Below are 21,805 nucleotides of genomic sequence, written 5' to 3' on the forward strand. Positions count from 1 at the left end.
TTATAAATGATAGATAGTAACTTTGGTTACTATCTATTTTTAATTTATGGCGAAGTTTTCAGACGGTATTCTTCCGCAGCACAGCGAATTTATTGATAAGCAAAAAATGTTTTTTGTAGCCAGCGCACCGCTTAATGCCGGGGGCCATGTCAATCTTTCACCGAAAGGGATTGATAGCTTCCGCGTGTTGTCGCCCAATAAAGTGGCATACATGGATATTATCGGCAGCGGTAACGAAACATCAGCTCATATGCTCGAAAATGGGCGCGTTACCTTTATGTTTTGCGCTTACGACGGGCCGCCAAACATTTTGCGCCTATACGGCAAGGGATATACGGTTTTGCCCGGCGACGCAGAATGGGAAAACCTGTCGGGGCTTTTTGAATTGCAATTAGCTACCAGGCAGATCATTGTTGCCGAAATAGATAAAGTGCAAACATCCTGTGGTTTCAGCGTGCCACTGTACGAATACGTGGGCGAACGCGATCATGCCCAAAAATGGGCCGCATCCAAAGGCGTCGACGGGCTGGAGAGCTATAAAAAAGAGAAGAACCGGGTCAGCCTGGACGGCTTGCCGACTGCCCTTTTCGGGAGGTTGGCTTAAGTTTTACGCTTTAGCCGAAAAACTTTCTATCTTTCAGGTATAAACCATTGCCATGAAATTTAACGCCACGCTGCCTGCAGCCTTGTTGCTGTGCTTTTTCATTTTTGCAAATACCGCTTTCGCTCAAAAGAATACCATCGACCCCAAAAGATGGAACGCTCATTGGATAAACGTTCCCGGGCCCGCTCCGGATTACCAGGTTTGCTTACTTAGAAAAGTTGTGAACCTTGAAAGTAAACCCGCCAGCTATAAAGTCTTCGTATCAGGCGATAACCGTTATAAGCTTTATGTGAACGGTCATTTGGTTTCGGTCGGTCCGGCACGCAGCGATTTTTACTTTTGGAACTATGAAACTGTCGATCTGGCGTTTTACCTGGTTGCAGGGAAAAATGTAATAAGCGCCGTAGTAGCAAATGAAGGTTCGTGGAAACCGGCGGCGCAAATGTCGTACGGTACGGGCTTTATTTTGCAGGGTGCTACAGCGGCCGAAGAGGAAGTGAACACCAATAAAAGCTGGAAATGCCTGCGCGATACCGCCTACACGCCCCTACCTGTTGAACTTGTTTACAGCTATTACGTTGCGGGCCCGGGCGAATTGGTGAGCATGAATCATCAGCCAAAAAACTGGCAGTCGGCCGGTTTTAATGATGCCACGTGGCCGCAGGCTAATCAAATGGCGGTAGGCGGGCCCAAAGGGCAAATGTCGTTTAACGATGGCTGGATGCTGGTACCCTCGCCGATAGCTGCAAGGGAGATGATCCCGCAGCGGTTGAAAGTCATGCGGTGCGCAACCGGCATTAATTTACCATCAACTTTCCCATCCGAACAAAACCCGGTTACCATACCGGCCAACACCAAAGCGACCATATTGCTCGATCAAACCTACCTGACAAATGCTTACCCTACCATCATATTCAGCAAGGGGAAAGATGCAGGCATATCCATGAGCTATGCCGAAGGGTTGTATATTATTGAACCTGGCAACAAAAACTGGCGTGCGCAGGAACGTAAAGGAAACCGGAACGAGATAGAAGGCAAACGATTTGTAGGGCGCAAGGATAGTTTGATAAGTGATGGCAGCGACAAACAGGAATTTACACCGTTTAACTGGCGCACATACCGTTATCTGCAACTGGTAATTGAGACAAAAGATGAGCCATTGCTGATCAACGATATTTACGGAACAGCCACCGGCTATCCTTTTCAATACAAGGCTGAATTTGAATCGGAAAATAAGCAGTTGGATACCATCCTGCAAATTGGCTGGCACACAGCAAAACTATGTTCGTGGGAAACCTATATGGATTGCCCGTATTACGAACAGTTACAATACGTGGGCGATACCCGTATACAGGCCATGGTATCGTACTATGACAGTGGCGATGATAAGCTGGGACGAAATGCGATAACCTTACTCGATCATTCGCGCCTTGCTGAGGGTATTACCCAAAGCCGTTACCCTACGGCCATACCGCAGCAGATACCAACTTTTTCGTTATGGTGGATAGCCATGATAAATGACTATTATATGTACCGGAATGATAACAGCTTCGTTGCCGACAAGCTTCCGGGTGTGGAACAGGTACTCAACTTTTTTGGCAAATACCAGCAGCCCGACGGGTCGTTGAAAAACGCACCTTACTGGGAGTTTACCGACTGGGCAAACGGCAAGTGCTGGGATGCCGGCGTAGCGCCTGTAGGCGCAGACGGAAATTCGTCGGTACTGGATATGCAATTGCTGTGGGCTTATCAAACAGCCGCCGGGTTGGAAAACGCGTTGGGGAGCAAGGAATTTGCCGCGAAATATCAAAAGCTGGCGGAGCAGCTTAAACAAACCATCCGTAGTAAATACTGGGTTGCAACCAGGGGACTTTATGCTGACAGACCTGAAAAAGATGTTTTTTCGCAACACGCCAATGCTTTAGCGATACTTAGCGGGGTGGCAACGCCCGAACAGGCAAAAACCATCAGCGGTAAATTGCTGACTGACACATCGTTGGTTCAGGCGTCTATCTACTTTAAATATTACGTTTACCAGGCGCTGGTGAAGACCGGCATGGGCAACGATTATGTGAACTGGCTGGATATATGGCGCCAAAACATTAAAATGGGAATGACTACCTGGGCCGAAATGTCGGACATCAGCGCGTCGCGGTCGGATTGCCATGCCTGGGGTTCGAGCCCCAACATCGAGTTTTTTCGTACTGTGCTGGGGATAGAGACCGCAGCCCCCGGCTTTAAAAAAGTGAAGATAGAACCGCATTTGGGCGTTCTGACGCATATCGGCGGGTCGATACCACATCCCGCAGGAACGGTAAGCGCGCGGTACGATAAGCAGGGAAGCAACTGGAAGATAGCGATTAGTCTGCCTTCGGGTACCCCCGGGAGTTTGGTATGGAAGGGGAAAATATACCCGCTGAAGCCCGGCGAAAACAATTTGACGCTATAATCTTTATACAGCTGAATTATGGCTGAACATTTATCCAACTTAACCGAATTGGTCGATTGGGTGCTCATAGGCGCCGTTATCTACATTATTATAGTTGTAGCCGTATGCCTGCGTATTATTTACGATACGCGGTCGAACGATAAGGCGGTTGCTTACCTGCTTGTAACCGTGTTTTTACCGGTCATCGGCATAGCCATTTACTTTGCCTTCGGCATCAGCTATCGCAAAGAGAAATTGTATAATAAAAAGATCGTCACCGATAAGTCGGCGCGGGAAAGGCTGCGCGAACAGGTAAGGCTGGAGTCGGAAAAGGCATGGGATACCAATGAGCCGGCTATCCAAAAACATAAGAAACTGGCGCTATATCTGCTAAACGATGGCATGAGCCCGCTGACCGGCGGTAACGAGGTGAAACTTTTGATAAACGGTGAAAATAAATTCCCGGAAGTATTGGAGTGCATCAAAAAGGCAAAACACCATATCCACATCCAGTATTACATTTTTGAGGACGGCGAAATAGGAGAGGAGATAAAAAATGCGCTGATCGTAAAGGCCCGGGAGGGTGTTGATGTCAGGTTTATCTATGACGATTTTGGTAGCCGTTCTATCCGTAAGGAACTTGTAGATGAATTGAAGGACGCAGGCGTGCAGGCTTACCCTTTTTATAAGGTTCATTTCATTTTACTCGCAAACCGGGTTAATTATCGCAATCACCGCAAGATCATCATTATCGACGGCTGCACCGGTTTCACAGGTGGTATTAATGTAAGCGACCGGTATGTGAATAAATCCGGCCAGCTGTTTTGGCGGGACACGCACGTAAAGATAGTAGGGCCCGGCGTTTACTATCTGCAATACTTGTTCATCTGCGACTGGAACTTTTGTTCGGGAAAGCGGCTGAAACTCGAAAAAGATTTCTTTTGCACGCAACCGGTTACACGGGGCAAGGCTACGGTACAAATTGCGGCAAGCGGTCCGGATTCAGACTTCCCTTCATTAATGTTCTCCATGGCGCAAACCATAGGGCTGGCCGAAAAGGAATTGCTCATCACAACGCCGTATTTCATCCCGGGCAGCAACATTATGGATGCCTTGCATGTAGCCGCCATGAGCGGCGTAAAAATAAAAATATTAGTGCCCGGCGAATCTGATTCGAAGCTTGTTAATGCTGCCGCCCGGTCGTACTATGGCGAACTGCTCGACGCCGGCGTCGAGATCTATATGTATCAGAAAGGATTCGTCCACGCCAAAACCCTGGTATCTGACGGCCAGCTTTGTATTGTGGGTACCGCCAATATGGATCACCGCAGTTTTGAGCTGAATTTTGAAGTGAACAGCATGATCTATGATACAGCTACAGCAGAAGAACTGCGCGCTGTTTTTTTCAACGATATAAAGGATGCAAAAAAGATAAACCCTACTTCGTGGAAAAGGCGCCCGTTCATGCGCCAATTTCCTGAAAAGTTAGCGAGGCTATTGTCGCCTTTGTTTTGATTCGTAAGTGGCAGTTGAAATAATCTTACTGCAACTGCCACTGCTACTCCAATATTAAGCCGGTTCTACAACTACAGCGGTGCCGTAAGCCAAAACTTCGGTAACACCCTGCATCACTTCATTGGCATCGTAACGCATGTTGATAATGGCATTGGCGCCCATTACATTGGCGTGCTGCAGCATCAGCTGGTAAGCCTCTTCGCGTGCGTTCTCGCAAAGTTCAACATAAATAGAAAGCCTGCCGCCAAACAGCGACTGGAAACCGCCTGCAATATTGCCCAGGGCGCTGCGGCTGCGTACGGTAATGCCGCGTACAAGGCCCAGTTGTTTGGTTACTTTATATCCTTCCAAGCCGGTGCTGGTGGTAACAAATGTGTGGTCCATTTTCTTAATTGTTTATTGTTGGATTGATGAAAAGGTTAATTGTTACCAAATATATATCAATTTCCCGTACCCGCCTGTAAATATTCGGCGGCGCTTGCCGGTGCCCATAAAGTTCCGAAATAAGGTTTTACGGGCTCCAGTTCGCGGTATTTTTTGTCAGGCGGCGTACTTTTTAATCCTTTCAATGTTTCACCATTGGTAAGCTTGCCGGCTGCTTGTTTGGTAGCCAGGATAATGTAACCCTCGTTATTTCTCAAAAGGCCATCTTCAAACCATCCCAGGTGTTTGCCATTGAACCAATAAACATCGGTGTTAGTGAAATTTTGATGAAGGTAAGCGACAGGTGTGCCGTCCCATAAATAAACCACCTGGTCGGTAAGGTAATCATCAATATAGGCGGTTGCGCTGCCCGACGAATTGTACAGGTTTATTTCGTGGTAAGGCTTACGTATGCCACAGAGCATACTACAGGCAAGAAAAATCGTAATGAGTTTCATTTGACAGGCCAGGTCTATTTTAAATTGCTGCCCCGAAATTACAAATTGCCGCCCACAAATCAAACAATGCTTTCCAGCATTTTGATATAAAGCTCAATACCTTCTTTGATTTCTTCCAGGTAAATAAACTCATCGGCAGTATGGGAGCGTGCCGAATCGCCGGGTCCGACTTTCAGCGATGGTATATCTAATAATGACTGATCGGATGTGGTAGGCGAACCATAAGTTGTCCGGCCCAAAGCAATGCCCGCCTGTACAATTGGATGCTCTTTTGCAATCTTCGATGGCTTCAACCGGATAGACCGTGGGGTAACATCACATTTTACGTGCTGCCGGATGATCTCCAGTACTTCCTCGTTGCGGTAAGCATCGGTCACCCGCACATCCACCACGAAATTGCAGCTTGCAGGTACCACGTTATGCTGCGAGCCGGCGTTGATAACCGTCACCGACATTTTAACCGGTCCAAATACTTCCGACTCTTTTGGAAAGCGATAGGTACGGAACCATTCTATATCCGCCATCGCTTCGTAAATGGCGTTCACCCCTTCTTCCCGCGCTGCATGCCCCGATTTTCCGTGAGCTACGCAATCCAACACCATTAAACCTTTTTCGGCAATGGCCAGTTGCATCAGCGTTGGTTCACCTACGATGCCAAAATCAAGGTGACCAAGCTCGGGTATGATCAATTCCAGCCCATTCACGCCGGAAATTTCCTCCTCCGCTGTCGTGGCCAGGCAAAAGTTATACTTCAGGTCTTCCCGCTCATAAAAATAAAGAAAGGTATGTATCAGCGAGACCAGGCAACCCCCCGCATCGTTACTGCCAAGGCCATAAAGCTTCCCTTCATCCATTTTTGCGTCGAATGGTTCGCGGGTATAGCCCGAATTCGGTTTAACTGTATCATGATGCGAATTGAGCAATATTGTAGGCTTTGACTCTTCGAAATGCAGATTGAAGGCCCAGATGTTGTTCATCTTGCGATGCGTTTCAACCCCTTTATCGCTTAAATACTTCTCTATAAGGTCGGCTGTAAGGGCCTCTTCCCGGCTAAAGGACGGTATCATAATAAGTTGCTGCAGCAATACCACTGCCTGGGAATATAGTAAGTTGATGTCTGTCATGGATAAACGGGAAAACCCGTTGTAAAAGTAAAAGTTTTTCGGGAAGTAGGCCACAAGCGCGTATTGTATACGGTAATTTTACAATCGGGAGCCATTTCAAAAATTATATTTGCGGCTTATATCTTATTATGAAAAATATACTCTTAACGCTTTCAATCCTTGCAATTGCGGTAGTGGCAAACGCACAGCAAATGCAAGTGATAGATAAAGATGGCTACAAGCTAACCTTCATTAACCAGGATGCCACGCTCGATGCTGCGTTACAGCAACGCATGATCAATACTTTTTATAAAGTTTATCCCGAACTGGCCAAAGAGTATAATCCAAATACTTTAAAAGAAGTGACCATGGTGATCGATACCGCCTATAAAGGCGTTGCCGAAACGGATAATGGCAAAGTGACCATCAGTGCGGCCTGGATGCACAAGCACCCGGAGGATATTGATGTGATAACCCACGAGGTGATGCACATTGTACAGGATTATGGCGAGAGTGTTGGTCCCGGCTGGCTCACAGAGGGTATCGCCGATTACGCCCGGTACAAATTCGGGGTAAATAACGTTGCCGCCAAATGGGCACTGCCTGATTATAAGTCAACGCAAAATTATGACAACGCCTACCGCATTACCGCACGTTTCCTGGCGTGGCTCGAAGCTAAAGTTAAACCCGGCATAGTTAAAACGTTGGATGCGCAATTACGTCAACACACTTACACCGATAACAGCTGGAAACAGTTGACCGGTAAAACGGTGGATGAATTGTGGAAAGCGTACAGCGAGGCACCGGCAATTTGATTTGAAAAGCTATCTTTAGTAGTACCAACGAGAAATCAAATGAACCAGAAAGAACGAATGCTGGCCGAACTGCCTTATAAGGCCTGGATGGATGGGCTTGCGGAAGAACAAATAGAGACCAAAAGAAAGATTTACGACTACAATCTTTGCCGGCCCGATGAAAGCGGGAAGATCGACAAATCGATCCGCGAAATCCTTGGAAAAGCGGGTAAAAATGTAATGATACTGGCGCCGTTCCATTGCGATTATGGCAAACACATCGAGGTTGGGGATAACTTTATGGCCAATTACAATTGCGTTATACTGGACGTTGCCAAAGTGACCATCGGCGACAACGTACTGTTCGGCCCGAATGTTTCCTTGCTTACGGCCGGGCACCCGGTTCATCATGAATCAAGAAATTCGGGTTACGAATATGGCATCGGCATCACTATTGGTAATAATGTCTGGATAGGCGGGCAAACGGTGGTCAATCCCGGTGTTACCATCGGCGATAACACGGTTATAGGCTCGGGCAGCGTGGTTACTAAAGATATTCCCGCCAACGTAGTCGCCGTAGGCAACCCCTGTAAAGTAATGCGCGTTATTACCGAAGCTGACCACGAATATTATTATAAGAACAGGAAATTCGACGTGTCGGATTATTAACGGTGCCGGTTGCTTAATTCTCCAAAATTCCGTTACTTGTAAGGGCTTTATACAACACTATCCGATCAATATGCAACGAAGAGATTTTATTAAGACCGGTTCCATCGCCGGTATCACTACGCTTGTAGCAGCATCCTGCAACACGGCTACACCCGACAAAAAAACCACCGGGAGCGAGGATGCTTCCCTTGATGATTTTGAATTGAACGAGGTGACCATTGATACGCTGCAGCAGAAGATGCGCATTAAGGAGCACACTTCGAGGTCGATAACGGAAAAATACCTGAAAAGGATAGATGACATTGATAAAGCCGGGCCGAAGCTGAATTCGGTGATACAAGTAAACCCTGATGCGCTGAATATGGCCGATGCAATGGATAAAGAGCGGGCAAACGGCAAAGTACGCGGCCCCTTACATGGCATCCCGGTACTGATCAAAGATAATATTGATACCGGCGATAATATGATGACGACCGCGGGTGCGCTGGCACTGGAAGGCAACTTTGCCAAGCAGGATGCTTTCATTGTGCATAAATTGCGTGAAGCGGGGGCCGTTATATTAGGAAAAACTAACCTGAGCGAGTGGGCCAATTTCCGGTCGACGCACTCCACCAGCGCGTGGAGCAGCAGGGGAGGGCAAACCAAATGCCCCTATGTCCTCGACCGTAACCCAAGCGGTTCAAGCGCAGGGTCGGGCTCGGCAGCTTCGGCAAATTTATGCGCTATTGCGATAGGCACCGAAACGGATGGCTCTATTGTATCGCCATCGTCCGTGAATGGTTTGGTGGGTATCAAACCGACAGTGGGTTTATGGAGCAGGTCGGGTATTATCCCCATATCCAAAACACAGGATACCGCGGGGCCCATGGCGCGTACAGTAAAGGATGCTGCGATACTGTTAGGAGCGCTTGCCGGGTATGATCCGCACGATAGCGGCATGATCCAGGCTGAGACTCAAGCGCCTGCCGATTACACTAAATTTTTGGATGCAAACGGACTGAAAGGAAAACGCCTCGGTGTGGAAAAATCGGCTTTGGAAACCAGCCCATTTATGAAGACATTATTTGAGGAAGCTATTGCCGTGCTGAAAAGCAAGGGTGCCACCATGGTGGACGTAGATGTTTATGGGCAAATAAAGCAGGCCGGGCACGATGAGTTTACCGTACTGCTTTATGAGTTTAAGGATGGAGTGAACAAGTACCTGAGCAACGCTAATTGCAAAATGAAGACCCTCGCCGATGTGATCGAATTCAATAAAAAGAATGAGGCCAGGGCTATGCCATACTTTAAGCAGGAGACCCTGGAGCTGGCCCAGAAAAAAGATGGCCTCGATGCTAAAGAATATCTTGACGCTGTGAAAAACACAACGTCAATCACCCGCGGCGTAATTGATAAAATATTACAGGATAACAAGTTGGATGCCATCATCGCCCCAACCAACGGCTTCGCCAATTGTATTGACCTGGTAAATGGCGATTATGATAATGGCTATTCATTCTCGGGTCCGGCAGCAATGGCCGGTTACCCGCATATCACCGTACCTATGGGTTATTTTCATGAATTGCCGATCGGGTTATCCTTCGTAAGTACGGCCTACGACGAGGCGGGTATCATCACCCTGGGTTATGCTTATGAGCAGGCCTCGAAAAAAAGGGTGCCGCCGAAGTTTACTAAGGTTATTGTGTAAATTTGACTATGCCCGCGAAGATCCCCCAAAAAATATTATCCCGCCAGCACGAGATCACCTCCGATTTTTTAAAGGAGGTAGACAAACACCTGGCCGATATTATAGAGGGGCGTGCTATGGATATGTACGAGATAAGGGATATTGCCGATATCATGCATATTCACCCAACACACCTTAGCAATACCATCAAACTAACTACGGGCAAATCACCCTGCAGTTTTTTCGAGGCAAGGATAATGGATATCGCCAAATTTATGCTCCGCGAAACCAATACCCCTGTCGCGCACATCGCGGCAAAACTCACCTTCGACCCATCAAACTTTACCAAATTCTTCAAACGCTTTGAAGGGGTGACCCCAAAACAGTACCGCGAGGAAATGTTTATGAGTTCAATGTGAATGGTCAATAGTCAGTAGTGAATGCATATCATTTCAACGGCCGGCCAATTCACCATTCACCACTGACCATTCACCATTCACAAAAAAACTGAACTGCTCACCATTTTTTCTGAAACAGTCACCATGCCGGGGTGTTGTTTAAAGCGGAACTTTGTATCGTTTTAAACGATCAGAAACATGGAACAAACAAATAAAATAGCGCTCATCACCGGCGGCAGCCGCGGACTGGGCAAGAACGCTGCATTGCATATTGCAAAAAAGGGTATCGATGTTATTATTACCTACCGCAGCAAAAAGGACGAAGCCGAAGACGTAGTAGCTGAAATTGAGCAAAGCGGACAAAAGGCGGCCGCGCTGCAGTTAGATACCGGAATTGTCAAATCTTTCGACGCCTTCTCGCAGCAGCTTACCGCTATCCTGAAAGAAAAATGGGGCAGGGAACATTTCGATTTCCTGGTAAACAATGCAGGCATTAATGCGCCCTCGCCATTTGGTAAAACAACCGAGGAGGATTTTGATAACCTGGTTAATGTTCATTTTAAAGGGGTTTACTTTCTTACCCAAACGTTGCTGCCGGTAATCGCTGACGGCGGGCGGATCATCAACTTTTCAAGCGGGTTGGCACGTTTCTCTACGCCGGGGTATGCTGCCTACGCTTCTATGAAAGGCGCCATCGAGGTGTTTACCCGTTACCTGGCCAAAGAACTTGGTCCGCGGAAAATAGCGGCGAATGTTATCGCCCCGGGTATCATCGAAACAGATTTTACCAGCGAGGCATTCTCCAATCCGGGTATGAAGGAACGCGTATCACAAATAACAGCATTAGGTCGCCCCGGCATGCCCGATGATATCGGCGGCATCACAGCCTTCCTTTGTACCGAGGATGCCCGCTGGATAAATGCGCAGCGTATCGAAGCCTCGGGGGGATGAATTTGTGAGTTGGAGATTAGTTGATTGGTGATTTGTTTATCCCTTTGCCCAGTTGACTCAACCGGTCGTTGCTTCGCTCGGCCACCCTCTCTATCGCAAGCGATAAAGAGGGTTTATAGTTTCCTGTGTTCAAAAAGCCATCTCTGCGACGCAAAGAGGGGGTAAGTAAACCAGGTGAGCCAATCACCAGTTGACTAATCACAAATTAACTAATCACTAATCAACTAATCTCACACCTTCAACTCCATCTGTATATTCGACCGTTCATAGGGCGATGGCGGACCGGTTATTTTTTCGAAACCCAGTTTCAGGTATAAATTGATGGCTGGCTTCAACATCGTATTGCTTTCCAGGTAAACAGTATCAGCGCCCAGGTCCTTTGCTTTTTCGATACAGGCCTGGCCAAGCAGCGTACCGATGCTTTTACCCTGCGCTTTAGGCGACACCGCCATTTTCGCCAGCTCGTACTTTTTATCGTCCATTTTGATGATGGCGCAGGCGCCAACTACGTTACCCTCGTAAACTGCCATAAAAATATGGCCCCCTTTATCGACGATGTATTCGTCCGGGTGATCCAGTGCCTTATGGTCCGATTCCTCCATACGGAAGTATTGGGTTATCCATTCCTCGTTCAATTGTTTAAACGCCTGCTTATGAGCAGGAGTGTAATCAATTATCTGTACTTTCTCCCCCTCGCGTTTTTTCTTTTCCTCCTGCACCCGGCGCAGCAGGCTCTTTTGCTCCAGTAAATACTCCCATTCTTCAATGGCTTTCCACAGGTCGTACTGGCTTTCGCTGAAAGCCTGGTTAATGGCTGCCGAAACATCCTGGTGCTGGTCGTTTAATTTCATGGCCGCTGCCTTTCCTTTTTCGGTTAACGATACAAAGTTCTTGCGCTGGTCGTGTTTGTTCTTGCGCTCGGTAACAAAGCCGCATTTCACCATTTCGCGCACAACCTGGCTCACCGACGCATGGCTCTGGCCTATCTCGCGTGCAATAACGGTTATCGAATTTTCAATGGTTTGCGTCAGTACATAAAATACCGGCCACCAGCGCGGCTGTATATCCACACCATAAATGTGATACAATTGTGCGGCATCGGTTGTTATCATGTCACTTAAACCCCTTAATCTTGAACCGATTGCCATTTTGCCAACTTTATTGTAAAAGTCCATTTTCTAATTATTACGTAAGTGCTTACGCAAGTTTAGATACTTTATTTTAAAAATCAAATAGCTGCGCGGAATTTTTTTTTGGCTTAAAATAAGAATGGGCATGAAAGCTTGAATTTCATGCCCATCAATTTCGAAGAGGATAATTACTGTATTGATACCAGGCCCTTTTCTGTGTTTAAGTAGTCAGGGTTTACTTTTTTAACCAGGTGTTCGCTGTCCAGCATCGCATAATTCAGCGTTGCGGAATATTCGCAGCGCAAATTGGCGCTGTAAGCCGAACCTGACAGATCAGCCTTAGCGCGACCATTTAGTTTAAAACTTACCGCAAACACGTCAAGATTTAATTGAGCGGATGCACGGTCGTATAAATTTACATCCAGTCCGAGCGCGGAAAGCTTTCCGAATGATCTTACTACGGCGTCGTCGTATACCGACAATTTTTGCAGGTTAACAGCGCTAACCCAAACCACCAGTTTCTGATCTTTATAAGACGCTATGCGCAGCACGCCGTCCTGTCCCTGCACCATGGCGCTTTCCGCATAATAATTGTTATAAACTTTTACCTGGTCGGTTGTAGCGTACGATACATAAAGTTCTACATTGCCGTGTACTTCGATCTTGTTGATCGGGCCAACCTGCGTTAAAGTGGTTACTGCGTCTTTATCAAAAGCTGCGGCGCCGGCCCGTTGACTTACGCCTGATAAGGCCAGTAATGCAATTGTGAGAGTTAAAATTGAGGTTTTCATTTTATTTAATGTTTTTGATTCCTGTTTTAAATATTAATTGTTTACACCCCTATGCCAAAATTGATACCTGTTTTGTAAATAATTGATAGTCAATAGGAAAATTTTTAAATGAAAGGATTAACTGTTCGCAACCGTACACCTGCCGTGCACTGGCGGACGGTTTTTGGCCGCTTTTTGCAATGCTGAATTACTTTTTCAACGAAAGTTTTTAAGGGTTCGCGGGTAAATATTAACTTGCTTCAAAATTATCTGAACATGGAATTTGGCCGCGTTGACCCCCACGAATTAGCATTGATCGATTACACTCTTCCGGCCGATCCGGAGCTGACCATAAAAACCCTGAAAGCAGCCAAAGGCAAAGGCGAACTGCAGGTGCACGTAGGCTGCGCCAAGTGGGGAAGAAAGGAATGGCTGGGAAAGATATATCCGCCGAAAACCAAGGAAGCAAATTTCCTGGACGAATACGTAAAGCATTTCGACTGTATCGAACTGAACGCCACCTTTTACCAGGTTTACGGGCCCGAAACCATTAGTAAGTGGAAGGAAAAAGCCGCTGCAAACCCGGGCTTTAAATTTTGCCCTAAATTTTCCCAATCCATTACACACATCCGCAGGTTAAAAAATGCTGATGAATTAACTACGCAATATTATAATGGCATTATGGCCTTCGGCGATCAGCTCGGTCCACTGTTTTTGCAGGTCGGCGACAATTATACGCCAAAGAGTTTTCCTGAACTGAAGTCTTATCTTGAACACCTTCCGAAAGATGTGCCGGTGTTTGTTGAGGTGCGCCATAAAGACTGGTATGCTGTGCCTGAAGTAAGGGATAACTTATTCAATACATTGCACGAACTGAATATTGGTGCAGTGATAACAGATGCATCGGGCCGGCGCGACTGCGTGCACATGGAATTGCCCACGCCGCATGCCTTTATCCGTTTTGTTGGCAACAGTCTTGATAAGACAGATTATAAACGCGTTGACGACTGGGTTGCCCGCATAAAGGACTGGAAAGAGCAGGGACTGCAATCGGTATGGTTTTTTATGCACCAGCACGACGAACGCTACTCGCCCGAACTTTGCGATTATGTAGTGGACGAGTTGAACAAGGCGCTCGGCCTCAGTTTGCACCGGCCGCAGTTTATCGAAAGAGAAAAGGGAATGTTTGATTAAATCGCACTCACCTGTTCTTATCCTGATTTTTAGTATATTGATAACCTAAACTTATTACAAATGAAATATTTTTTACTCCTAATTTTTTTGCCCTTGTTTTCTTTTGGGCAGGTAACCGACCAGGCATTAAAAGGCCTTTGGGTTAAAGTAAAAGCACAAATGAAAGATGGCAGCCGCATTGTTGACCACAACGGCTGCGGTATGGATTTCCTGAAGTACGACTTCACCGGAGATGGTTTTGTCGATATGAGTAATGAGGTATTCTTCGATGGGTTTAGGATGCAAACAAAAATTTTGGGAGACTCGCTAATTATAGGTGGGACGGTATACAATATACTGGCTCCGATAAAAGATACGCTGAAACTTTCGTTTTTTGCCCCATTTGGCGTTCAGGACAAGCAGTTGCCGGTTTATTATTTCGTCAAAACACCCGTGCAAAATGTAAAGACTACCGCCACATTTAACGCAGTTCTGAAAGACTCGGTCTACCAGGCTACCAATGATTTTTTCCCTGTGTGTAAGGGTACTTTGGGTGCCCTGATGTCATGGATCAACGTACGTTATGACGAGGGAACTTTAAAAGCAAGTTTTATTGTCGATAAAAAAGGCAGGGTGAAAAACTTTACCGTTTTAGAGGCAGATAGTATTTCAAATGGTTTCGCAAAAACCGTGGGCAACGCTTTAGGGAGCCTGAGTTGGATACCTGCACGAAAGAACGATATGCCCGTTAACACATTGGTGCAAGTTACGTTTAAAACAGACCATAGGCTATACAAGGGCACTACTGACATCGTAAACACCTTAAGTGTCGATTGCCCGTTTATACCTCATTCTCCCTACGGCCCGTTATCACAAGAGGAATTTGATGCCGTACAACAGACCATTAATGAGGCTATTAAACAGTCAAACAATCGTAATTATGACAGGGCCCTGGAATTGCTCGATCAATGCCTCCAGGTCGATAGTATCAACCTAAACGCTTATAATCTGAAAGCGTTTATTCATACCAATTTGGGTAAAAAGAAAGAGGCCTGCGCCGATTGGAGTGTACTTGCCGGCCTTGGACAGGTTGAAGCTATTCAAAATCTTGCGAAATTTTGTAAGAACTGAGATAACAGGCTGATTATAGGAAAAATAATTTAGCAGTTGTTTTTGTAACAAAGTATTTAGACATTTGTCTAAATATATAAATAGAAAAAATTGAATATATTATTTAAAGCATTGAACGACCAGACCCGCAGGGATATACTGGAACTGCTGAAGGACAAGGATATGACGGCCGGAGATATAGCCGACCAGTTTAACATATCCAAGCCCAGCATATCGCATCACCTCGATCTGTTAAGGCAGGCAGGGCTGGTGGTGTCGGTAAAAGAGGGCCAGTTTATTTTTTATTCCATAAATACCACGGTAATGGACGAAATGCTGAAATGGATAATGCAATTTAAATCACCACAAAAAGATAAAAACAATGAAAAGATTTAACAAAATGGATGTGGCTGCGCTGGTAATATGGCTGCTGCCATTGGCTTACCTGCTATATGTTTTTCCTGCTTTGCCCGACACGGTTCCCGTTCATTTCGGTATCCGGGGTACGCCGGACAGGTACGGCAGTAAGAACGAATCCCTCATCGGCCCGCTTATTTTAATGGGTATGTCGTGCCTTGTTTATTTTTTGTTTAAGTTCCTTCCTGCCATCGATCCCAAAAAACTGGTAAAATATGGCGACTCGACTTTTCAAAAGATCGGTTTAGGTATCGTATTACTGATGGCGGTTCTATCTATTGGTATCACGGTGGCAACTGTCGACAAAAGCTTCAGGATCGATAAAGTGATCCTGCCGGCCATCGGTCTGTTTTTTGCCTTTATGGGCAACCTGATGCACAGCATCAAACCCAATTACTTTGCCGGCCTGCGCACGCCCTGGACGCTGGAAGACCCTGATAACTGGCGTGCCACACACCGCCTCGCCGGGAAGCTCTGGTTTGCAGGGGGGCTGATACTTACAGCGCTTGTGCTGCTGTTGCCTGTCACAATTAGTCTTATCGCCTTTATGAGCGTGATGTTTGTTATTATTATTATACCTGTTATTTATTCGTACAGGTATTTCAAAAGCCATCATCCAAATAAAACAGAAGAGTAAGAAATTTTTTAATTTGCAGGGCGTTAATCTTAAAGGTTAAAGCCCTTTTTTATGCCTAAGATTTTTTCATCCTGCCTTTTATTCATTCTTTCATTCCTTAGTGCGGCCCGGGCCCAGGATAAGGAACTGCTAAGCCGAATTAAAACTATCTCGGCCGAATCTAAAGGGATCGTCGGCGTGTCCATCCTCGGACTTGAAAGCCACGATACGCTTAATTACAACGGCCAGTCGCGGCTGGTGATGCACAGTGTATTTAAGTTCCCGATAGCAATGGCCGTGCTTAACCTGGTGGATAAGGGCAAATACAAGCTTGATAAAAAAATGAAAGTTGGGAAGGGTGATATGCACCCCAATACCTGGAGCCCCATGCGCGATAAGTACCCTGATGGCGCCGAATTGCCGTTAAGTGAAATAATTGGCTATATGGTTTCGCAAAGCGATAATACTGCCTGCGACTTTTTGCTGAAGAAAATAGGAGGCCCAAAAGTAGTGGAAGAATATATTCATAGCCTGGGTGTAAAGGGGATTGCTATAAAGGCTTCGGAGGCCGATATGGCCTCGGCCTGGGAGGTGCAGTACACCAATTGGGCCAAACCTGCCGACCTGGTGTACTTGCTCGATATTTTCTATCATGGTAAAGCTTTATCTAAGCAGAGCAACGATTTTTTGATGCAGGCAATGCTGGCTACCACTACCGGTCCGCACCGGCTGAGAGGATTGCTGCCTAAGGATGCCGTGATAGCTCACAAAACCGGCACCTCGCCAACAAATGCCGAAGGACTAAGCCCGGCAACGAATGATATAGGTATTATAACGCTACCCAACGGCAAACACCTGGCCATAGTCGTAATGGTTTGCAATTCCAAAGCCGACGAAGCAACACGTGATGCCGTCATAGCAAAAATTGCCAAAGCGGCATGGGACACTTATGGTAGATAAGTATCATGGAAATGCCATGTGTTAAATTTTCATTACCCCGATAACGGTTAACTATTACTTTTACCGGCATGAAAACCGGGTCTGTCACAACCAGCGAGGCTCCTGTCGAAAATACGGTGTTCCTCATTTTATTCGCCATCAGCTTTTCCCATTTGCTGAATGATATGGTGCAATCGCTTATGCCGGCGATATACCCTGTCATTAAGGATAGCTTTCATCTTAATTTCTCGCAGATTGGCATTATTACACTTGTGTTCCAGCTTTCGGCTTCTATATTACAGCCGCTGGTCGGCATGTATACCGATAAAAGATCGCATGCCTATTCCTTACCCGTTGGGATGGGTCTCACGCTCATCGGTTTATTATGCTTGTCGCAGGCGCCGTCATACGCTATGATACTGGTGTCGGTTATGCTGATCGGTATGGGCTCGTCTATTTTCCATCCCGAATCGTCAAGGGTGGCCTACCTGGCGTCGGGCGGCAGGCGCGGGCTGGCGCAGTCCATATTCCAGTTGGGTGGTAATGCCGGCAGCGCTTTAGGGCCTTTGCTGGCTGCATGGATCATCGTTCCGCAGGGCCAAAAAAGTATTTCCTGGTTCGGAATAGGGGCGCTGCTTGCCATTGTTATCCTATTTAAAGTAGGCGGCTGGTATAAAAAGCAAATGCTCAACAGGCTTGCCGCGCGAAAACAAGCCGGTGCCGGGCACCCCGAATTTTCAAGGAAAAAAGTTATGTTTTCCATGTTCATCCTGCTGGTGCTCATCTTTTCAAAATTTGTATACCTGGCCAGTATCAGCAGTTACTATACTTTTTATCTTATCGGCAAGTTCCATCTTTCCGTTCAGCATTCGCAATATTTCCTGTTTTTGTTCCTTGTGGCAGTAGCTGTGGGTACTATTACCGGCGGGCATTTGGGCGACAAATTCGGGCGGAAATATATCATCTGGGTATCTATCCTCGGCGCTGCGCCATTTACGCTGCTTTTGCCTTATGCCAATTTATTCTGGACGGGTGCACTATCTGTTATCATCGGGTTGATCATCTCTTCCGCCTTTTCGGCCATCCTCGTTTACGGGCAGGAACTGATACCCGGCAAAGTAGGCCTTGTGGCCGGCCTGTTCTTCGGCCTGGCGTTTGGCATGGGCGGATTAGGTTCGGCATTATTGGGTAACCTGGCCGATCATACCAGTATCAACTATGTATTTAAGGTATGTGCCTTTTTACCGCTGATAGGGATACTGACAGGGTTTTTGCCGAATATTGAGGCGAAGAAGAAACTTTAGTCAATGGACGATAGTCGATAGACCATAGTGTTTGATTTTGCAATCGCGGCCATCGACCTTCGTCTATAAGCCATGGACTATTATCAAATCACCGCCGTTTCCACGTTCTCGTCTTTAAACCCGCCGAAGACTACAAAATTCATGTTCTTGTAGATGCAATCTACGTCGTTAAAGCCTGCCTTTTCCAGCATATGCAATTGAGTTTCCAGCGGGGCCAGTTTATCCAGTTTAGTGCGTTCAAAAGCCTGGATAAGAGCTTCGTGGTCCAGACCAGAGTGGGTCACCGTTTCACGCCAGTTGTATTTGTACAGGCTGTCGAACAATAAATTTCGCCCGGCTACCTGGTCGGCGTTGATGAAAAGGCCGCCGTCGTTAAGTGCCTTGTAAATGTTCTTGTACAGTTTGGCCTTGTCCGCATCTTCCAGGTGATGAATGGCCAAACCCGAAATAATGAGGTCGTATTTGCCGGGCAGCGCGTCTTTACCAAAGTCCAGTTCTATGTATTCAAAATTGCTCTCACCTTCGAAACGTTCTTTTGCCACGTTCAGCATCTGTCCCGAAACGTCGAGCAGGGTAAATTTCAGGTCGGGTTTTTCGCGGTGAATAAATTGCGAGAAGAGGCCGGTTCCCGCACCAATATCCAATGCAGTTTTGGCATGGGTCAAACTCCTTACCAGCGGCATACAGGCCGTATAAAAATCTTGAAAACAAGGGATCAGGAATTCGCGCTGCGAATCGTATCTCTTTGAAACGTTTCCGAATTGTTCTTTTATCTCGTTCATAGGCTTTGGTTGTTTGGTAAATTAACAATCCGAATTCAAAAAAGTTCGGTTACTCCATCGAGGGCTGGGTTGGTTCTGGTATCACCAGCTTTTTGTTAAAGTTCGGGAATAATTGAGGTATCTTATTATAGGTACCCCGGTTAATATCAATAAAATACCAAAACTTCCCGCCATCCTTTGTAACGGCCAGCAAATAGCTGTTGTTAACTATGCGGCTGTTAGGCGATTTAAGCGCTATCCGCTGCGGGATAAGACAGTGTATCTCGGTACCGGCTTTGTAAAACTTGCCCGGCGAGCCAACCGCCGCATCGGCGAAGGAAAATCCCTGGGCATTCATCTGCTCCATTCCCTGTTTAATGGTGGCCATCATCTTTTCTTTGCCGCCCATCTGTGTAACTATTTTGGGGTAGGTGTGATCTACCACTGTTGCATAGTCGCCCTTTACAAGGGCATCCGCCACAGCTTGCGCCTGGTGTTTAAGTTTTACCGTATCCTGCGCAAGCGACGCGGCAGGGATCAAAAGAATGATAACAGCTTTTATAAAAAATTTCATGATGCAATTTATCAGCTTTATGCGATAATCCAAGCCCGGAACCGGCGATTTTCAATCATCATTTAAATTCCACATCTTTAAAATTATTAACTGATCGTCATGAAAAGAACCTGCCTGCTTGCCCTGCTGTTGATCCCCTTTTTTGTCAGCGCCCAAAATGCCGATTCTGTTTGGTTTGTTAACCATTACACCAAAAAGGAGGTTACCATACCCATGCGTGATGGCATCAAACTTTTTACTTCTGTTTACCTGCCGAAGGACAAGGCTGAAAAGCATCCGATTTTAATGGAGCGCACGCCTTACAGCTGTCAGCCTTATGGAACCGCGTTCCTGCCTTTCTGGAAAACACACCTGATGCAGTATTGCAAAGAGCAGTATATCATGGTGATACAGGACGTTCGCGGCAGATGGATGAGCGAGGGCGAATTTGTGGATGTGCGGCCCTTCAACCCAAACAAGAAAACAAAGCAGGATATTGACGAGTCGACCGATGCTTATGATACGATCGACTGGATGGTGAAAAACCTGGAAAATAATAATGGGAATGTAGGTGTCCTGGGTACCTCGTACCCCGGATTTTATTCCAATATGGCCTCGCTGAGCGGGCACCCGGCGTTAAAAGCGGTTAGCCCCCAGGCGCCGGTAACTGATTGGTTTGTGGGTGATGATTTTCATCATAACGGCGCTTTCTTTGTGATGGACGCATTTGACTTTTATTTTGGCGGTGGCTTCGGTCAGCCGCATCCCAAACCAACACCTTTGCCGGCTAAGAAATACGACTACCCCGTACACGATAATTACGAGTTCTATTTGCGTGCCGGCGCCCTGCCAAATTTGACAAAATTGGTTGGTGACAGCCTTAAATTCTGGAATGAAATGATGAACCATCCAAACCGCGATGCATGGTGGCAGGCACGAAATGCAAGGGTTGGGGTGAGGAATGTAAAACCTGCAATAATGATAGTGGGCGGTGAATTTGATGCTGAAGATTGCTTTGGTGCGTGGAACTTATACCAGGCGCTGGTAAAACAAAGCCCTGCTACCAATAGCAGGCTAGTGATGGGACCCTGGTACCATGGCCAGTGGGAAAATAACGACGGGACGCACCACGGCAATATCCAGTTCGGCAGCAATACCAGCGAGTGGTATGCCAACTATATCGAGGTGCCGTTTTTTAATTATTATCTGAAGGGAAAGGGGTCGGTTGACAGCATTACGAAAGCCACTATTTACTTTACCGGCGAAAACAAATGGCACCGCTCACCGCAGTGGCCGCCTGCAGATATGACACCGACACCGGTTTATTTAGAGCCAAAAGGAAATCTGTCCTTCAGTGCAGAGGGGAATGATAAGAACACATCAGACAGCTACATCAGCGACCCGGCAAAACCGGTTCCTTATGATGAGGGCGTACATTTTAACCGCACGCGTACCTATATGTCCGACGATCAGCGTTTTGCTTCGCGGAGGACAGATGTATTAAGCTACCAAACCGGGATACTGGATAAGGATGTAACCCTTGGCGGACCTGTAATTGCCGACCTGGTAGTAAGCTTATCCAATACCGATGCCGATTTCGTGGTTAAGCTGATAGATGTTTACCCGGATAATGGGTCGTACAATAATGTGGATATTTACGCCGAAGAGGACCAGAAAGGGCCCTATCCCATGGGTGGGTACCAAATGTTGGTAAGGGCCGAGATCATGCGCGGGAAATTCAGGAACAGCTATGAAAAACCTGAGCCATTTGTACCCGGCAAGCAGACTGAAGTAAAGTATACGTTGCCTGATGTGGCGCATACCTTCAAAAAAGGGCACCGTATTATGATACAAATTCAAAGCAGCTGGTTCCCTTTAGTCGACCGCAACCCGCAGCAGTTTATGGATATTTATCACGCGAAAGATTCGGACTTTGTGAAGGAGACGGTCAATGTTTATCATGACCAGTCGAAGGTTGTTTTGCCGGTGCTGAAAAATAACTAATGTTATTTCGAACGCGAGC

The 21,805-nt window shown here is 46.6% G+C and carries 22 protein-coding genes; 15 read left to right on the forward strand and 7 right to left on the reverse strand.

Going from position 1 to position 21,805, the window contains the following annotated elements; translation table 11 throughout:
- Nucleotides 1-46 precede the first annotated feature (46 nt).
- Genes FRZ54_RS13835 through cls form a run of 3 tightly spaced genes read left to right on the forward strand, consistent with a single transcriptional unit; the run spans nt 47 to nt 4,547 of the window.
- Nucleotides 47-604 carry a pyridoxamine 5'-phosphate oxidase family protein gene (locus FRZ54_RS13835; protein WP_147032185.1) on the forward strand — a complete coding sequence of 186 codons (558 nt, stop codon included), beginning with the start codon at nt 47-49 and terminating at the stop codon, nt 602-604.
- 52 nt (nt 605-656) lie between these two features.
- Nucleotides 657-3,053 (forward strand): alpha-L-rhamnosidase-related protein, encoded by a 2,397-nt coding sequence (locus FRZ54_RS13840; protein ID WP_147032186.1) that lies wholly within the window; start codon nt 657-659, stop codon nt 3,051-3,053.
- An 18-nt stretch (nt 3,054-3,071) separates the two neighbouring features.
- On the forward strand, nt 3,072-4,547 hold the full coding sequence (cls, locus tag FRZ54_RS13845; protein ID WP_147032187.1) for a cardiolipin synthase: 1,476 nt from the start codon (nt 3,072-3,074) through the stop codon (nt 4,545-4,547).
- 54 nt (nt 4,548-4,601) lie between these two features.
- On the opposite strand, the gene FRZ54_RS13850 is transcribed toward cls, so the two are convergent.
- The 3 genes from FRZ54_RS13850 to FRZ54_RS13860 are packed head-to-tail and all read right to left on the reverse strand — an operon-like array spanning nt 4,602 to nt 6,552.
- On the reverse strand, nt 4,602-4,931 hold the full coding sequence (locus tag FRZ54_RS13850) for a YbjQ family protein (protein WP_147032188.1): 330 nt from the start codon (nt 4,929-4,931) through the stop codon (nt 4,602-4,604).
- Between the two features lie 56 nt (nt 4,932-4,987).
- A complete protein-coding gene (locus FRZ54_RS13855; protein WP_147032189.1) occupies nt 4,988-5,428 on the reverse strand; it encodes a 4-fold beta flower protein in 441 nt (146 codons plus the stop codon).
- A 59-nt stretch (nt 5,429-5,487) separates the two neighbouring features.
- Nucleotides 5,488-6,552 carry a M20 family metallo-hydrolase gene (locus FRZ54_RS13860; protein WP_147032190.1) on the reverse strand — a complete coding sequence of 355 codons (1,065 nt, stop codon included), beginning with the start codon at nt 6,550-6,552 and terminating at the stop codon, nt 5,488-5,490.
- A 128-nt stretch (nt 6,553-6,680) separates the two neighbouring features.
- On the opposite strand from FRZ54_RS13860, the gene FRZ54_RS13865 reads away from it, so the two are divergent.
- From FRZ54_RS13865 to FRZ54_RS13885, 5 genes are all read left to right on the forward strand, one after another.
- Entirely contained in the window at nt 6,681-7,346 is a 666-nt protein-coding gene (locus FRZ54_RS13865) for a basic secretory protein-like protein (protein ID WP_147032191.1), read from the forward strand.
- 39 nt (nt 7,347-7,385) lie between these two features.
- Entirely contained in the window at nt 7,386-7,994 is a 609-nt protein-coding gene (locus tag FRZ54_RS13870; RefSeq protein WP_147032192.1) for a sugar O-acetyltransferase, read from the forward strand.
- A gap of 70 nt (nt 7,995-8,064) precedes the next feature.
- Nucleotides 8,065-9,681: an amidase gene (locus FRZ54_RS13875; RefSeq protein WP_147032193.1), complete on the forward strand. Its 1,617-nt coding sequence runs from the start codon at nt 8,065-8,067 to the stop codon at nt 9,679-9,681.
- Between the two features lie 8 nt (nt 9,682-9,689).
- Entirely contained in the window at nt 9,690-10,079 is a 390-nt protein-coding gene (locus tag FRZ54_RS13880; RefSeq protein WP_147032194.1) for a helix-turn-helix domain-containing protein, read from the forward strand.
- 177 nt (nt 10,080-10,256) lie between these two features.
- Nucleotides 10,257-11,009 (forward strand): SDR family NAD(P)-dependent oxidoreductase, encoded by a 753-nt coding sequence (locus tag FRZ54_RS13885; RefSeq protein ID WP_147032195.1) that lies wholly within the window; start codon nt 10,257-10,259, stop codon nt 11,007-11,009.
- A 230-nt stretch (nt 11,010-11,239) separates the two neighbouring features.
- Here FRZ54_RS13885 and FRZ54_RS13890 read toward each other — a convergent pair whose 3' ends face one another.
- The gene (locus FRZ54_RS13890) at nt 11,240-12,184 is read right to left on the reverse strand and encodes a bifunctional helix-turn-helix transcriptional regulator/GNAT family N-acetyltransferase (RefSeq protein WP_147032196.1); all 945 of its coding nucleotides are present in this window, start codon (nt 12,182-12,184) and stop codon (nt 11,240-11,242) included.
- 143 nt (nt 12,185-12,327) lie between these two features.
- Complete coding sequence (locus FRZ54_RS13895; RefSeq protein WP_147032197.1) at nt 12,328-12,930, reverse strand: GIN domain-containing protein; 603 nt, start codon at nt 12,928-12,930, stop codon at nt 12,328-12,330.
- Between the two features lie 255 nt (nt 12,931-13,185).
- On the opposite strand from FRZ54_RS13895, the gene FRZ54_RS13900 reads away from it, so the two are divergent.
- From FRZ54_RS13900 to FRZ54_RS13925, 6 genes are all read left to right on the forward strand, one after another.
- Nucleotides 13,186-14,103, forward strand: coding sequence for a DUF72 domain-containing protein (locus FRZ54_RS13900; RefSeq protein ID WP_147032198.1), 918 nt, complete (start codon nt 13,186-13,188; stop codon nt 14,101-14,103).
- 60 nt (nt 14,104-14,163) lie between these two features.
- A complete protein-coding gene (locus FRZ54_RS13905) occupies nt 14,164-15,213 on the forward strand; it encodes an energy transducer TonB (protein ID WP_147032199.1) in 1,050 nt (349 codons plus the stop codon).
- A 90-nt stretch (nt 15,214-15,303) separates the two neighbouring features.
- Nucleotides 15,304-15,588: an autorepressor SdpR family transcription factor gene (locus tag FRZ54_RS13910; RefSeq protein WP_147032200.1), complete on the forward strand. Its 285-nt coding sequence runs from the start codon at nt 15,304-15,306 to the stop codon at nt 15,586-15,588.
- Nucleotides 15,575-16,246: an SdpI family protein gene (locus FRZ54_RS13915; protein ID WP_147032201.1), complete on the forward strand. Its 672-nt coding sequence runs from the start codon at nt 15,575-15,577 to the stop codon at nt 16,244-16,246. The genes FRZ54_RS13910 and FRZ54_RS13915 overlap by 14 nt, the downstream gene beginning before the upstream one ends.
- 51 nt (nt 16,247-16,297) lie before the next feature.
- Complete coding sequence (gene bla, locus FRZ54_RS13920; protein ID WP_147032202.1) at nt 16,298-17,185, forward strand: class A beta-lactamase, subclass A2; 888 nt, start codon at nt 16,298-16,300, stop codon at nt 17,183-17,185.
- 68 nt (nt 17,186-17,253) lie between these two features.
- Nucleotides 17,254-18,468: an MFS transporter gene (locus FRZ54_RS13925; protein WP_147032203.1), complete on the forward strand. Its 1,215-nt coding sequence runs from the start codon at nt 17,254-17,256 to the stop codon at nt 18,466-18,468.
- Nucleotides 18,469-18,551: 83 nt separating this feature from the next.
- Here FRZ54_RS13925 and FRZ54_RS13930 read toward each other — a convergent pair whose 3' ends face one another.
- Both FRZ54_RS13930 and FRZ54_RS13935 read right to left on the reverse strand, forming a co-directional pair.
- Complete coding sequence (locus tag FRZ54_RS13930) at nt 18,552-19,250, reverse strand: class I SAM-dependent methyltransferase (RefSeq protein ID WP_147032204.1); 699 nt, start codon at nt 19,248-19,250, stop codon at nt 18,552-18,554.
- Nucleotides 19,251-19,299: 49 nt separating this feature from the next.
- Nucleotides 19,300-19,803: a hypothetical protein gene (locus FRZ54_RS13935; RefSeq protein WP_147032205.1), complete on the reverse strand. Its 504-nt coding sequence runs from the start codon at nt 19,801-19,803 to the stop codon at nt 19,300-19,302.
- Nucleotides 19,804-19,902: 99 nt separating this feature from the next.
- Between FRZ54_RS13935 and FRZ54_RS13940 the strand changes: the two genes are divergently transcribed.
- Nucleotides 19,903-21,786: a CocE/NonD family hydrolase gene (locus FRZ54_RS13940; RefSeq protein WP_147032206.1), complete on the forward strand. Its 1,884-nt coding sequence runs from the start codon at nt 19,903-19,905 to the stop codon at nt 21,784-21,786.
- The last annotated feature ends 19 nt before the right edge of the window (nt 21,787-21,805 follow it).

Origin of the sequence: Mucilaginibacter ginsenosidivorans, from assembly GCF_007971025.1 — a bacterium.
GTDB lineage: Bacteria > Bacteroidota > Bacteroidia > Sphingobacteriales > Sphingobacteriaceae > Mucilaginibacter > Mucilaginibacter ginsenosidivorans.